This is a genomic window from Sphingomonas sp. (genome assembly GCF_048595155.1).
Lineage (GTDB): Bacteria > Pseudomonadota > Alphaproteobacteria > Sphingomonadales > Sphingomonadaceae > Sphingomonas_I.
Genome location: NZ_JBMDXN010000101.1, coordinates 125,401 through 139,879, shown reverse-complemented (window position 1 = coordinate 139,879; position 14,479 = coordinate 125,401). Strand labels below are relative to the sequence as shown.

The following is a 14,479-nucleotide window of genomic DNA, read 5'->3' as shown; positions in this document are numbered from 1 at the left end:
CGTCACCTAAGCAGGGGCGGCGCCGGGAGACAAGGATGGCATTACCGCATCAAGACTAATTCTTCAGCCATGCTGGGATGAAGTGCGACCGTGTCATCGAAAGCCTGCTTGGTCAGGCCGGCCTTCACTGCCACCGCTGCTGCTTGCAATATTTCCGGCGCATCCGGCCCGATCATGTGCAGGCCGAGCACGACGTCCGTCTCCGGATGTACAATCATCTTGTACAAGGCGCGTTCGTTGCGACCGGCCAGCACATTTTTCATCGCCCGGAAATCGGAGGTGAATACTTTGATCGCGCCATATTTCTCGCGCGCTTTGCCTTCCGTCAGGCCCACTCCCGCCATCGGCGGATGGCTGAAAACAGCGGAGGGCACATTGTCATAGTCCACCCGATGCGGCTTGTTCCCGAACACCGTGTCGGAGAACGCCTGGCCCTCGCGGATCGCGACCGGGGTAAGCTGGATACGGTCGGTGACGTCACCCACCGCATAGATGCTCTCGCAGGTGGAGCGGTTGTCGTCATCCACCTTGATCGCACCGCGATCGTTCAGCTCGACGCCCGCATTCTCCAGCCCCAGATTGGTCAGCGGCTGGCGGCCGGTCGCGAACATGACCGCGTCGCAGGCGATCGGATCATCATCGGCGATATAGACGAGCAAGGACCCGTCCTCCTGCTTCTCGATCCGCTCGATCTCCGCATCGAACTTGAAGTTGATCCCCTTGCCGCTCGAGATCTGGAGCAGGCGATCCCGGATTTGTTCGTCATAGCCGCGCAGGATGACATTGGTGCGATTGACCAGTGTCACGCGCGCACCGAATTCATGGAAAATGCCGGCAAATTCGTTCGCGATATACCCTGCACCCGCAATCACGATCCGCTTCGGTATCGCCTCCAGGTTGAAGGCTTCGTTGGACGTGATCCCCAATTCCTTGCCCGGAATGTCGGGAATGGCCGGGGTCGCGCCGGTGGCGACCAGGATATATTTGGCGGTGACCGTGCGGCCGCTGGCCAGCTTCACCTCATGCGGCCCAGCCACGGTTGCGCGTTCATGGATCACCTCGACCTTATTATTCTCCAGCGTCTCGCCATAGATGCCGGAAATACGGGTAACCTCGCTGAGCACATTGTCGCGCAGCGTCTTCCAGTCGAACTCGCAGTCGGGCACCTTCCAGCCGAAGCGACGCGCATCCGCCAGATCCTCGGCGAAATGGGCGCCGTAGACGAGCAGCTTCTTCGGCACGCAGCCGCGAATGACGCAGGTCCCGCCGACGCGATATTCCTCCGCAATCGCCACTTTGGCGCCATGGCCCGCGGCTACGCGCGCGGCGCGCACCCCGCCCGAGCCCGCACCGATCACGAAAAGGTCAACGTCGAACTCTGCCATCATGTCTTCCGATGAAAAGGAAGGCTGCGATGTAGGCGGCGCTCCCCGCCCCCGCAAATGCGAAAGCGCGCTCAGTCTCATCGATGCAGTTCGCAAATCGCCCGAAGAGGGGCGCTCAATCCTGCTCGGCCGGCTTCTTCTTGGGCGGTTTGGTCCAGCGCGAGAGCGTCAATTTGTCGGTCGGACGCACCTCCGCACCCATGCTCTGCTTCATGATTTCCAACGCCCAGCGCCGCCGTTCCCGCGTCTGCGCGGCCACCGCATCTTCCGGAATCCACAGCGAATAGTCGCGCATATGCGCGTCCGCGGCGGTGAACATCACGCAAATATCAGCCGCAACGCCCGTTATGACCAGCCGATCGACCCCCAATTTAGGCAGCAGAACCGGCAAATTGGTCGCGTAAAAGCCCGAAAATTGCGGCTTTATGATGAAATAATCGCCGTCCCGCGGCGCGAGCTTGGCCACGAATTCGCGCGATGTGTCGCTCGCCATCGCACGTTCGACCAGCCGATAGCGCTCCGAATGCCACTCGCCGAAATTGTCATTCACATAGATGACGGGCAGCCTTGCCTTGTCCGCCGCTTCGCGCAGTTTCAGGATGCGATCCGACGCACTGATCGTGTCGCGCAACATCGCCTCGGCACCGGTGAAATCCATTTCCGTGATCATATCGAGGATCAGGAGAGCGGTATTTCCGCGAGGAGCATCGCGAAAGGGCGCCGTTGCTCGTCCCTGGTTCAATATGCTTTTGGCCATGGACCATCAACGGCGCGCGCGGGAGTTCGTTTCCGTCTAAATACCTGCATCTTCAGCGATAATTTTCGCGATGCCGGACCAATCGATCTCCTCGCCCTCGCGCGCGACCGTCGCCATCAGATGGTCGCGCAGCACCGACAAGGCGGGCATCGGCACGCGCGCAGCGGTCGCCGCTTCGCTCACCAGGTTCATATCCTTCAGGCCCAGCGGCGCTGCGAAACCAGCGGGGCGGAAGGCATCGCGCACCATGATGTCGCCATAGATTTGGTAGGCGGGCGAGCCGAACAAGGTGCCCGTCGCAACCTCCAGCAGCGTCGCCTTGGCAACGCCGTTCTTCTCGGCCAGCGTCATTGCCTCGGCCATCGCCTCCACCGCCGCCAGGATCATGAAATTGCCGCATAATTTCACGATATTCGCTGCAGGCGGATGATCGCCAATGCGGAAGGTTTTCTGCCCGATCGTATCGAATACGGGCTGGCAGGTCTCCAGCGCGTCAGCCGGTCCGGCCGCAGCGATAAACAGCTTGGCTGCCTCCGCTGCAGCAGGACGACCGAACACCGGCGCCGAGACCAGGACCGATCCGTGATCCGCATGCGCCTGGGCCAGCCGCTCAGCCAGCTTCAGGCTGATCGTGCTGTGCGACACATGGATTGCCGTGGACGGCGCAGAAAGGATGCCATCCGGGCCAAAAGCGACCGCCTCCAGTGCCTTGTCGTCGGCCAGCATCGTCTGCACTACGTCACCTTGGGCGGCTTCAGCCGGCGTTGCCGCGCGCCTGGCGCCGTCGGCAACGAGGGCATCGGCCTTGCCTGGCGAGCGGTTCCAGACAGTGACCTCATGCCCCGCCTTCATCAGGTTGCGGGCGATCACGCTGCCCATATTGCCGAGGCCGATAAACCCGATCTTCATGCTCACGCTCCATAGAAAAGGCCGCCCCGGCGTCTACCGGAGCGGCCCCAATTATCACACCGGCCTTATTGGTCGGCGTTGCTGGACTCCTTGGCGGTTCCGGGCTCCGCCATCATCGTATGGCGGTGCGCCAGGACGCTGTCCGGCGTGATATGACTGATCGCCGCCTGCAGCTTGTTCATCCAGCCCGAGACGACATGGCCCGAGCCCGCATTCATGGCCTCCCAGCCGTTCTTCGCGGTGGCGGCCGGATCCTCCTTCTTATCGACGCCGACCTTCGTATCCATCATGTCGGCGCGGTCGAAGAATTCGGTTTCGGTCGGCCCGGGCATCAGCACGGTGACCGTAATGTCGGTATCGCGCAGCTCTTCCCGCAGCGCGTAGGAGAAGCTGTCGAGATAGGCCTTGGTGCCGTTATACACAGCCTGATACGCGCCGGGGATCAGGCCGGCGATCGAGCCAGTGATCAGGATCTTGCCCTCGTTACGCGCCTGCATCTGCTGCGCCACCTTCTGCAAAAGGTAGGTGGTGCCGGTGACGTTGGTATCGATCACACGGCGCCAGTCGGCGACGTCCTGGTCGACGAAGGCGCGGCCCAGCCCGCGACCAGCCTTGGCCACGAGCACGTCGATCGGCCGCCCATTCGCCGCAGCCAGCAGCTGATCATTGCCCTCGAACGTGGCGAGGTCAGCCTCGATCGAGGTCACCTGGGTGCCATGCCGCTTAAAGTCATCGGCGGCATTGTTGATCAATGGTTCGTCCGCAACGACCAGCAGATCATAGCCATCCTGCGCCGCGAGATGCGCGATTTCGAAGCCGATGCCGGTTGACGCGCCGGTGACGATCGCAAGCTTTCCGTTACCCATGGTAGCTCTCCGAAGTAGGCATTTCGACGTTGATCTTCTCCAGACCGGGCTTGAGCACGATCTTGGTCGCGACATCCTGATGGTCGTGGAACAGCTTGTAGCCGTCGGGCGCATTCTCCAGCGGCAGGCGGTGCGAGATGAGGAAGGTGGTATCCACCTTGTCCTCCATGATCGCGTTGAGCAGGCCGGGCAGATAATGCTGAACGTGGGTCTGGCCGGTCTTCATCGTCAGCCCCTTCTCCATGAAGGCGCCCATCGGGAATTTATCGACGAAGCCACCGTAGACGGCCGGGACCGACACGCGCCCGCCCTTGCGGCAGGCCAGGATGACCTGGCGCAGCGCATGGATGCGATCGGTGCCGAGGAAGGTCGAGACCTTGAACTGATCGATGACGTTGTCGACGAACAGGCCGTGCGCTTCCAGGCCGACGCTGTCGATCACCGCGTCGGGGCCAATCCCGCCGGTCATCTCCATCAGCGCGTCATAGACCTTGGTGTCGTTGAAGTTGATCGTCTCCGCGCCGAACTTCGCGGCCAGCTCCAGCCGGCGCGGAAAATGGTCGATCGCGATGACGCGGCGCGCGCCCATCAGGAAAGCGGACTGGATCGCGAACAGGCCGACCGGGCCGCAGCCCCAGACCGCAACCGTATCGCCCGGCTCGATATCGGCATTCTCCGCCGCCATCCAGCCGGTCGGCAGGATGTCCGACAGGAACAGCACCTTGTCGTCGTCCACGCCATCCGGAATCACGATCGGGCCGACATCCGAATAGGGCACGCGCACATATTCGGCCTGGCCGCCAGCATAGCCGCCGGTCATATGGCTATAGCCAAACAGGCCGGCCATGCGGTTGCCGTAGGCGAGTTCCGAAATATCCTGATTGTCAGCCGGGTTGGAATTGTCGCAGCAGCTATATTGATGCTTCTGGCAGAAATAGCAGGCGCCGCAGGAAATGGTGAACGGCACTACCACGCGCTGCCCCTTCTTGAGCGTCGACCGCGAACCGGTTTCCACCACCTCGCCCATGAATTCGTGGCCGAGAATGTCGCCCGTCTGCATCGTCGGGATGTAGTGGTCGTACAGGTGAAGGTCCGAACCACAGATGGCGGTCGACGTGATCTTGATGATGGCGTCGCGGGGATTGATGATCTCCGGATCGTCCACCGTTTCCATGCGGACGTCGTGTTTGCCGTGCCAGGTAAGAGCGCGCATTCGGCGTATCCTTGAATGAGGTTCGGTTAGGCGGCGGTCGGGAGATCGGTCGCCTGGGCGCGGGTCCGCGCGGACGTGCTAATCTCGCCCGTCTCCATGAATTGCTTGAAGCGGCGCAAGTCGCGGCGGGACTGCAGAGCCGGCTCGCGCTGGAACAGCTTGGCAAAGAATTGCGCGATCGCGCCCCCCGGCGGATCATAGGCGATGACCGCGCGCACCACCGTGCCCCGGTCCGGCACCTCGTGAAACTCGACCTTGCCGGAATTGCGAACTTCCGAGCCTTCGACCGATTCCCAGGCAATCAGTCGGCCAGGTTCATCCGCCGTGACGAGCGAATCCCACTGGACCATGCGATCGCCGGGGGCCTTGACGATCCAGCTCGAGCGGATCGGATCATGGACATCGATACGCTCGATATTTTCCATGACCTTCGTCAGGTTCGAGAAGTCACGCCAGAAATCGTAAAGTTCCTGGGCAGGCTTCGCGATGGTCACAACCGAGGCAATGACGGTCTTCTCATCGCGCGGCGCTTCGCTGGTGCGCACGTCGCCGTCGCGCGCGGCAGTTGCCGGCGCGTCTATACTGTCGGGGGCGCTCATTTCCGCTCCTGCAATTGTCTTGGGCTCTGCCGTCATCAACCAGTCGGGGCGGTCGCGGTTCCGCCTCAACACCGCGAACCGGTCCGTCAATGAGACAAAAAGTCGAGGAACTAACGCAAGTTAGCCCGACCGCTTGCCGATAGAGGGAAGCCGCCGCAATGTACCGTCATGAGACAGATCGCCCATTTGATACCTGCTTTCCTGCTGATAGCCGCCGCGCCTGCGCCCAGCCCCAAGGCACTGGAAGCGTCTGTGTCTCACCTGGTGAGTTTCGGCACGCGGCATACATTGTCGACGACGACGGATCCCGCTCGCGGGATCGGCGCGGCGCGGCGATGGGTGGCAAGCGAATTCACCTCCCTGGGGCGGCAGTGCGGCTCTTGCCTGACAGTCGAAACCATCGGTGATCGCTTTACCGGGCCACGCGCCCCAGACGGCGTGCGGGTGGAAGATGTGATCGCCATCCAGAAGGGTGTCGGCGATCCCGATCGGGTCATCATCGTTCAAGGGCATATCGACAGCCGCGTGAACGATGTGATGGATGCGACCAGCGATGCGCCTGGCGCCAATGACGATGCTTCCGGCGTCGCCCTCGTTCTGGAAGCGGCGCGGCTGCTTTCGCGTGAGAAGTTCGCCGCGACGATCGTCTATGCGGCCCTATCAGGCGAGGAGCAGGGACTATGGGGCGGCAAGCTGCTGGCGAACACGGCCAAGGCGCGCGGCTGGAAGGTGGCGGCCGTACTCAACAACGACATTGTCGGGAACACGCACGGCATTGGCGGCGAGCATATCACCGATCGCGTTCGAGTATTTAGCGAAGGCATCCGCACGGCCGCCGATGCCGACGGGCTGAAGCAGCAACGCGCAACGGGTGCCGAAGATGATAGCCCGTCGCGGGCCTTGGCCAAGGCTGCCGTCATGCAGGCAAACGCGCATCGCGAGATCGGACTGCAGGTCCTGGCCGTGCGGCGGCCGGACAGGTTCCAGCGCGGCGGCGACCATATACCGTTCCTGGAAGCGGACTACCCGGCCATCCGCTTCTCCGAAGCGACCGAGAATTATGATCGGCAGCACCAGTCCCTGCGGACCGAGAATGGTCGCGTCTATGGCGACACGATCGAGTGGGTGGACTTTCCCTATCTGGCCAAGGTCACGGCTTTGAACGTCGCTCTACTGCGGCAACTGGCCTCCGCTCCGGCCGCGCCAGCCAGGGTGACGATTGCCGGCGCGCTGAGCGACGACACCCATGTCGCGTGGGAGCCAGTTGCCGGCGCGGCTGGCTACCGCATTCGTTGGCGCCGTGCGGACGGGGCAAGCTGGACCGATCAACGGGATGTCCCAGCCGGCACGACGACGGCGGATCTGCGCCGCGTGAATATCGACGACACCTTTTTCGGCGTCTCCGCCCTGGCAGTGAATGGAGCGGAGAGCCTTGTCACGTTCGGCGGCGTCCCCCCTGCACCGCCGCTCGGCAGCAAGCGCTGATGCGTAGCCAGCATGTCGGACGCATCCAAGGATTATAGCCGCACCTTCGGCGGCGAAGCGCTCGGGGCGCGGCTACGCCGCCTTTCGGAAAGGATCGATCGCGACGGCACGCGTATCTATGCCGAGCACGGCATACGCTTTGAACAACGCTGGTATGGCGTGTTGCGGCAGCTGGTCGCGAACGGGCCGATGTCGGTAGGGCAGATCGCGACGGCGCTGCACATCTCGCATGCGTCGGTCAGCGAAGCTCGCCGCTCGCTGGAAAAGGCCGGCATCATCGCCAATAGGCCCGCGCCGGAAGATGGCCGGCGCCGAATGCTGGCCTTGACCGAACAAGGCCATGCTTTGTGGGATAGGCTCGCCCCACTGTGGGAGGATTTCAACCTGGTCGCGAAAGAGTTGAACGAGGAGGCGCAGGATGTGGTGCGCCTGCTCGATCGCCTCGACGATGCGCTGGCACGCCGATCAATGTACGACCGGATCATGGATCGTATCGCGGATCGCGAAAGCGAAATTGACGATACGTAGGCGCCTACGTAGTTTGCTGCTTTCCGTTCAGGGGGTGGCGATGAACCGGCGAACGCTTTTGAAATCTGGGGCTTGGGCCATTGCTGGAGTCGCCCTGCCCGGTCACGCGAGACGCGCCGGACGATCCGCTGCGCCTGTCATAGATGGAAATCTCGTCGCGCCGCTGGATCCCGACACGCCTCTGGATGCGGCTACAGTCGCGCAAGTGCGGGCATCTGGCCTCACCGCGTTCAAGATGACGCTGGGCGGGAGCGGCAATCAGAGCAAGGTCGAGACACAGGCTGAGATTGCCGACCTTGGCAAGGGTATCGCGCGTAACCCCGATCTGTTCAGGCAAGTCCTTACCGCGAAGGATCTGGCACCCGTGCCGTCAGGCGCTATCGGCATAATCTATTCGTTCGAAGCGGCGGCGATGCTGGAAGGTCAGATCGCCAATATCGACCATTTCCGCGCGGCCGGGGTGCTGGTGATGGGGCTGAGCTACAACACGCTGTCACCCTTCGCCTCCGGCGTACTGGCACCGCAAGCGACCGGGCTCACACCGCTGGGACGCGAAGCGATCGATCGGATGAACCGCCTGGGCGTCACAATCGACCTGAGCCACAGCGACGAATTGTCCAGCATCGCGGCGATCGCCGCATCGCGCCAATCCACGCTTGTCACGCATGCCGGATGTTCCGCCATCCATCCACATCCGCGCAACAAATCGGACACGCTGATGCGCGCGCTCGCCGACACTGGTGGGGTCATCGGCATATACGAGCTCGCGTTCCTGGTCCCCGCCCCGGCGCAGCCGGTCCTGGACGACTATGTGGCGCACCTGATCCACGCGCTCGACGTGTGCGGCGAAGATCATGTGGGGATCGGCACGGACGGCCTGCTGACACCGTTCGATACCTCGCCAGAGAGCATGAAGGCCTGGGATGCCGATATCGCACGACGCAAGGCGTCCGGCGTCGGCGCCCCCGGAGAGGGGCCGCCGCCGTTCGTGATCGGCCTCAACCGGCCTGATCGCTATGCGGTGATCGCCGACGCGCTGCGGCGGAAAGGTTATTCTGCTCGGATCATCGACAAGATCCTGGGCGAGAATTTCCGTCGGGTTTTCCGACAGACGTGGACACGCTCCTGACCGGGACGGTCCGCAGGTAATGCTCGCCCAGCATGTTTCGATCGTGCAGGGACCAGTGATGAGCAAAGCCCCGCCCTCCGCCTTCTGGACGCAGCCCGTGGTGGATCTGGCGCGCGCTTTGATCGGTTGCCAGCTTCTCGTCGACGGCGCGGGCGGGACCATCGTCGAGACGGAGGCCTATGACGTGGATGATCCCGCCAGCCACGCCTTCGGCGGGCCGCGCGGCCGCAACCTGGCCATGTTTGGACCGGTCGCCCACGCCTATGTCTACAAGATCTACGGCATTCATTGGTGCCTCAATTTCGTCGGCGGCGTGCATCCCGGCAGCGCCGTGCTGATACGTGCGATCGCGCCGACCCAGGGCATCGAGACGATGATCGCACGACGGGGCCTGTCTGATCCACGGAAGTTGTGCAGCGGCCCCGGCAAGCTCGCTCAGGCATTGTCGATCGACAGACGCCTGGACGGCGCACCGCTCGACCAAGCGCCGTTCGCGCTTACGCTGGGAAATGAGGCGGACATCGTCGTTGGGCCGCGGATCGGCATCAGCAAGGCGATCGATCATCCTTGGCGCTTTGGCGCGCGCGGATCGCCCTTCCTCAGCCGCGCGTTCCCCAAGGATGGATGACGCCTTCCATCTCGACCGCTTTCTCGCCGCGCAGGCGGACATGTTCACGATTGCGCTCGGCGAATTGCAGCGAGGCCGCAAGACCATCCACTGGATCTGGTTCATTTTCCCGCAAATCGCCGGCTTGGGACGGAGCTCTACAGCGCAACATTATGCGCTCCGCTCACTGGATGAAGCACGGGCCTATCTGGACCATCCGATCCTCGGCATGCGGCTTCATCAATGTCTGGATGCATTGAGCAGCCTCACCAGCATCGATGCTGAGCATGTGTTCGGCGCGTTGGATGCGATGAAGTTTCGATCGTCGCTTACCTTGTTCCACGCCGCCGATCCCGCCGATGCCCACGTCACCGCCGCTCTGGACCGTTGGTTTGGGGGAGAGGAGGATGAGGCTACGCTGACGCTTCTCCGTCGCGCGTGATGCGCTATGGCTAGGAGATGCTGAGACGAATCGCTTTTCTCCTCTGCCTTCTCGCTGCGCCGGCCCTAGCGCAACTGCCCGCGCCGGAGCCGGCTACCGCGCCTGCCCCAGCCACCAAGCCGGCCACGGCCCGCGTCGCGATCGAGACTACCGCCGGCACGATCACGGTCGAGTTGGAGACCGAGCGGGCGCCGATCACGTCCGCCAACTTCCTGCGCTACGTCGATCAGAAGCGCTATGACGGCACCTCCTTTTACCGGGCGGACCCGGTGGCTCCCAATTTCGGGCTGATCCAGGGCGGCGCCAGCAACGATCCGAAGCGCGTGCTGAAGCCGATCCCGCACGAACCCACGACGAAGACGGGCCTCAGCAATACCGACGGCGCGATTTCCATGGCACGGGGCGCGCCGGGAACCGCAACGAGCGATTTCTTCATCATCATCGGCGATATGAGCGCGCTGGACGCGAAGCCCGATCAGCCGGGCGACAATCAGGGATTTGCCGCCTTCGGCCATGTCGTGGAGGGTATGGACGTCGTGCACAAGATCCTGGCCTCCCCTACGTCGCCGACGGCGGGCGAAGGGATCATGAAGGGGCAGATGCTGGAGCCGAAGATCACCATCCTAAGCGCCCGTCGCGTCAGCTGAGAGGTTAGAATGGGGGACGTACCACCCGCAGAGGCATCCGGGCCGGATTTTGGGGGACGCGGGGAACAGATGTTCCCGACGCTGACGGCGGCGCAGATCGAAGCAGCGCGCCGCTTCGCCAGCGGAGAGCCGCAGCGGTTCGAACCCGGCACCGAGATGTTCGCGGTGGGCGCGCGCAACGCGCCCGCCTGGCTGGTTCTGGAAGGGTCGATCGATGTCGTACGCCGCGACGGCCTGGGTCATGAATCGGCGGTGGTCACGCATCATGCCGGACAGATTTCCGGGGAAATCAGTCAGCTTGGCGGACGCGCCTCGCTTGCCGCCGGTGTGGCGGGCAAAGATGGCTGTCTTGCGGTACCGTTCGACGCCGCACACCTTCGCGCTCTGCTGATCGGTTCCGCCGATTTGGGCGAGTTGCTGATGCGCGCCTTCATCTTGCGGCGCGTAGGCCTGATCAACGCCGACAATGTCGGCTCGATCCTGGTGGGCCGCCAGGAAGATCCGGATCTGGTTCGATTGGCAGGCTTCCTCACGCGCAATGGCTATCCCCATTCCACGGTCGACGTGGAGACGGGCGAAGGCCGCGAATTGATGGAGCGCCTGGCGGTTCAACCGAACGATCTGCCGTTGATGATCTGCCCGAACGGGACGGTGCTGAAGCGCCCAGGCGATGCGGAAGCGGCCTTGTGCCTGGGCATGACGCCCGAGCTGGAACCCGACAAGATTTACGACGTCGTCGTCACCGGGGCCGGCCCTGCCGGCCTTGCCACCGCCGTCTATGGTGCGTCCGAAGGTTTGTCGGTGCTGGTGCTCGATACGCGTGCGTTCGGTGGGCAGGCGGGCGCATCGGCCCGGATCGAAAATTATCTGGGCTTTCCGACGGGAATTTCCGGCCAGGCTTTGGCCGGGCGCGCCTTTACCCAGGCAACCAAATTTGGCGCGGAACTGGCGATACCGATGTCGGCCCAGCATCTCCATTGCGACGATGAAGCGGAGGTCGGTTTCAAGATCGATCTGGACAATGGCACGACCATCCGGTCGCGCACCGTGGTGATCGCCTCCGGCGCCCGCTATCGCCGCCCGAAAATCGACAAGCTGGATCAACTGGAAGGCGCCGGCATCTCCTATTGGGCGTCTCCGATCGAGGCCAAATTATGTGCAGGCGAGGAAGTGGCGCTGGTCGGCGGCGGTAATTCCGCAGGCCAGGCGACCGTGTTCCTGGCCCCGCAGGTCGAGAAATTGCACATGGTCGTGCGCCGCCCGCTCGAAGAAACCATGTCCAAATATCTGATCGACCGGATCGCGGCGCTGCCGAACGTGCAATTGCATATCGGCAAGGAAGTCGTGGCGCTGGAGGGGGACCGCGCGACCGGCTTGAAGGGTGTGACCTTTCGCTGCCGCTCGACCGGATCGGAATATCATAGCGCGATAAGCCACCTGTTCCTGTTCATCGGCGCGGATCCCAACACGGGGTGGTTGAACGGCTGCGTGGATCTGGATGCGAAGGGCTTCGTGAAGACGGGCGAAAATGGCGCCGCGCCGTTGGAGACCAGCCGCCGCGGGGTGTTTGCTGCCGGCGATGTAAGGTGCGGATCGACCAAACGCGTCGCCGCGGCTGTCGGTGAAGGCGCCGCCGTGATCGCGCAGATCCATGCGTATCTCGGTGCGGAGACGACGTCGGCCTAGGTGGTTTTGCCCTGCCCGGTCAGCGACTTATCGTCGTTCTTTTGATACGATCCGATTGTGTGCGGCGGGGCTCGGGCATGGGCAATTGCGACGAGCGGAGGTTCCAGGGGTGGCGATCGTCGCCGCGCACCGTGCGCAGCTTTGCGCGCGTGAGATCGATCGTGACGCCGCCTGTCTGCGCCAGCATCGTTCGATCCAGCTTCAACCAGCGGGGTGCGCACGTGCGCGGCAGGCGCCGATCGCTCACGGCTATATCCGCCCAGGCGCAGGCCGTCTTGAACTGATCCAAATCCAGCATGTACGGGCTGCGCGTCGCGAGCAAGTGCCAGGCGCGGCCGCCGCGCGAGATTGCTGCCAGACACACGTCACGCGTGCAGCGAGCGGCGGGAAGAACGTCAAGATCGAGCGCCTCCGCCTTGACGCCGGAGCCCTCCCCCAGCTGATCGCGCACATAATCGCCCGCGCGCGGGCGCAGCAGGTGGAGCGCGCCGTCCGACGTCCGCACCGCAAGATGCTTGCCATCCCCGGTGATCAGCACGTCAGGCGGCGGCGTCACCAGCGCCCAGGCGGCGCCCAGCGCCAGCGGGATCATGCCGATGCGCCGCATCCGCGTTCGCCACAATGCGATCCATAGCCCGCCGGCCACCATTAACAGAAAGGCACCGAGCGGCATGGATGGCAGCGCCGCGACCGCACCGGGGAGAGCCGACACGTGCCGTGCCAGACCGATCAGGAGGGCCAGCGCCTTGCCGGTAAGCCACCAGATCGGGCCACCCAATCCGACGCTGTCGAGAAGGAGCGCCAATGCCTCCAGCGGCATTATGACGAAGGTTGTGAGTGGGATCGCGATGATATTTGCGAAAGCGCCGTAGAGACCCGCGCGGTGGAAATGATAGGCGGCGATCGGCATCAGCGAGAATTCGACGAGAAGACCGGTCGCCAACAGAACCCCTAGCTCCCGCAACAGGCGACGCGGCCATCCTTCTTCGCGCTTCGAGGCCCAGGTGCGCATGCGAGGATGTTCGTGGAAGGCGATGATCGCGGTTACCGCGGCGAAGCTGAGCTGAAAGCTCGGTCCCACCAGCGCCTCGGGCCAGAGCAGCAGAACGATCAATGCGCCGGTGGCGACCAGACGCAACGTCATCGCCTCGCGCCCCAGCGCGATACCCGCCAGGACCAGCAATGCCGCGACGCAGGAGCGGACTGTCGGCACTTCGGCGCCGGACAGCAAGGTATAGCCAATGCCAGCCAGCGCGCCGGCGCCGGCGGCGATGAGCAGCAGGGGCGCGTGCAAGGCGAGCCGCTGCGACAGGGCCAGGAGCCGCAACGTGAGCAGCATCGTCGCGACGATCACGGCGGTGACGTGCAGGCCGCTGATCGAGAGCAGATGGGCCAGACCGGACTGGCGAAACGCCTCGGTATCCGCCTCATTGATGGCACCGACATCACCGGTCACGAAGGCCGCGGCCACACCGCCTTGACTGCCCGCCAGCCGGCTCTGGATATGCGCGGTCAGCCGCGCGCGTTGTGCCCCCAGCCACGCCATGAACCCGCCGCCGCCCGGCGCGGGCGTGACCAGTTTTGCTGGGCCGAGCGACTTGCCGGTCGCGCCGATCTTTTGAAACCAGGCGACCCGCGCGAAATCGTAGCTGCCCGGCAGAAGCGGCGGAGGCGGTGGCACAAGGCGCGCCCGCACCGCGATACGTGCACCCGGCGCAATACCCGAAGGTACCTCTTTCTCGTCCAGCGACACGCGAACCTGCGGTGGCAGGGTCGGCTGCGCCTCGGGCGCCAGCAGCAGCCGGATCTTCTCCTTGGCCGGCAGTTTTGCCACGGCATTGACCTTGGCGGTCATGGTGACGACGACGGGGCGCCCGAGGACCGGCGCCGCGACGCGCTCGCTCCGGGCCCAGGCCAATCCGCAGCCGAGCACGGCCGCGAACAATAGCCAAGACAGCGCGCGACCTGCCCGGCCGCCCCGCGCCGAAAAGAAAGCCAGCACGGCGCCGATGCCGCCCGCCACCATGAAGGCGCGCCAGGCGCGTGCGTCCGGCAAGCCGAACCAAGCCGCTATGCCAATGGCGATGCCGACCGGCAGCCATAAGGGCAGTTGGTCGCGCTCGGCTTCCAACCACAGCTCAATATGCCCGGCTAGTCGACGAGCATGCATCGAAATACGCGCTCGGCCCGTTTGTGGGCTCCGAAGGGCTATGCTAGGGGCGCTCA

General features: G+C 63.9%; 14 protein-coding genes. 7 read left to right on the top strand and 7 right to left on the bottom strand.

What is annotated here, in order from left to right:
- Positions 1-41 precede the first annotated feature (41 nt).
- The 6 genes from gorA to ACOJSI_RS15505 form a co-directional block, all read right to left on the bottom strand.
- Positions 42-1,385 carry a glutathione-disulfide reductase gene (gorA, locus tag ACOJSI_RS15530; protein WP_420139294.1) on the bottom strand — a complete coding sequence of 448 codons (1,344 nt, stop codon included), beginning with the start codon at positions 1,383-1,385 and terminating at the stop codon, positions 42-44.
- A gap of 115 nt (positions 1,386-1,500) precedes the next feature.
- Positions 1,501-2,142 carry an isochorismatase family cysteine hydrolase gene (locus ACOJSI_RS15525; protein WP_420139203.1) on the bottom strand — a complete coding sequence of 214 codons (642 nt, stop codon included), beginning with the start codon at positions 2,140-2,142 and terminating at the stop codon, positions 1,501-1,503.
- Between the two features lie 36 nt (positions 2,143-2,178).
- Positions 2,179-3,051: an NAD(P)-dependent oxidoreductase gene (locus ACOJSI_RS15520; protein ID WP_420139202.1), complete on the bottom strand. Its 873-nt coding sequence runs from the start codon at positions 3,049-3,051 to the stop codon at positions 2,179-2,181.
- Positions 3,052-3,116: 65 nt separating this feature from the next.
- The gene (locus ACOJSI_RS15515; RefSeq protein WP_420139201.1) at positions 3,117-3,917 is read right to left on the bottom strand and encodes an SDR family NAD(P)-dependent oxidoreductase; all 801 of its coding nucleotides are present in this window, start codon (positions 3,915-3,917) and stop codon (positions 3,117-3,119) included.
- On the bottom strand, positions 3,910-5,130 hold the full coding sequence (locus ACOJSI_RS15510; RefSeq protein ID WP_420139200.1) for a zinc-dependent alcohol dehydrogenase: 1,221 nt from the start codon (positions 5,128-5,130) through the stop codon (positions 3,910-3,912). The genes ACOJSI_RS15515 and ACOJSI_RS15510 overlap by 8 nt, the downstream gene beginning before the upstream one ends.
- Positions 5,131-5,156: 26 nt before the next feature.
- The gene (locus ACOJSI_RS15505) at positions 5,157-5,729 is read right to left on the bottom strand and encodes an SRPBCC family protein (protein ID WP_420139199.1); all 573 of its coding nucleotides are present in this window, start codon (positions 5,727-5,729) and stop codon (positions 5,157-5,159) included.
- Between the two features lie 168 nt (positions 5,730-5,897).
- Here ACOJSI_RS15505 and ACOJSI_RS15500 point away from each other — a divergent pair, with 168 nt between their 5' ends.
- Genes ACOJSI_RS15500 through ACOJSI_RS15470 form a run of 7 tightly spaced genes read left to right on the top strand, consistent with a single transcriptional unit; the run spans position 5,898 to position 12,253 of the window.
- Positions 5,898-7,214, top strand: coding sequence for a M20/M25/M40 family metallo-hydrolase (locus tag ACOJSI_RS15500; RefSeq protein WP_420139198.1), 1,317 nt, complete (start codon positions 5,898-5,900; stop codon positions 7,212-7,214).
- A 12-nt stretch (positions 7,215-7,226) separates the two neighbouring features.
- Positions 7,227-7,742, top strand: coding sequence for a MarR family winged helix-turn-helix transcriptional regulator (locus ACOJSI_RS15495; protein ID WP_420139197.1), 516 nt, complete (start codon positions 7,227-7,229; stop codon positions 7,740-7,742).
- On the top strand, positions 7,633-8,871 hold the full coding sequence (locus ACOJSI_RS15490; RefSeq protein ID WP_420139196.1) for a dipeptidase: 1,239 nt from the start codon (positions 7,633-7,635) through the stop codon (positions 8,869-8,871). Before ACOJSI_RS15495 ends, ACOJSI_RS15490 begins: the two co-directional genes overlap by 110 nt.
- Before the next feature lie 58 nt (positions 8,872-8,929).
- Complete coding sequence (locus tag ACOJSI_RS15485) at positions 8,930-9,499, top strand: DNA-3-methyladenine glycosylase (RefSeq protein WP_420139195.1); 570 nt, start codon at positions 8,930-8,932, stop codon at positions 9,497-9,499.
- Positions 9,492-9,920 carry a DUF1810 domain-containing protein gene (locus ACOJSI_RS15480; protein ID WP_420139194.1) on the top strand — a complete coding sequence of 143 codons (429 nt, stop codon included), beginning with the start codon at positions 9,492-9,494 and terminating at the stop codon, positions 9,918-9,920. Before ACOJSI_RS15485 ends, ACOJSI_RS15480 begins: the two co-directional genes overlap by 8 nt.
- Positions 9,921-9,937: 17 nt before the next feature.
- Positions 9,938-10,567, top strand: coding sequence for a peptidylprolyl isomerase (locus ACOJSI_RS15475; RefSeq protein WP_420139193.1), 630 nt, complete (start codon positions 9,938-9,940; stop codon positions 10,565-10,567).
- Positions 10,568-10,576: 9 nt separating this feature from the next.
- Entirely contained in the window at positions 10,577-12,253 is a 1,677-nt protein-coding gene (locus ACOJSI_RS15470; protein ID WP_420139192.1) for an FAD-dependent oxidoreductase, read from the top strand.
- Between the two features lie 19 nt (positions 12,254-12,272).
- On the opposite strand, the gene ACOJSI_RS15465 is transcribed toward ACOJSI_RS15470, so the two are convergent.
- Complete coding sequence (locus ACOJSI_RS15465) at positions 12,273-14,423, bottom strand: ComEC/Rec2 family competence protein (RefSeq protein ID WP_420139191.1); 2,151 nt, start codon at positions 14,421-14,423, stop codon at positions 12,273-12,275.
- Positions 14,424-14,479: the final 56 nt, after the last annotated feature.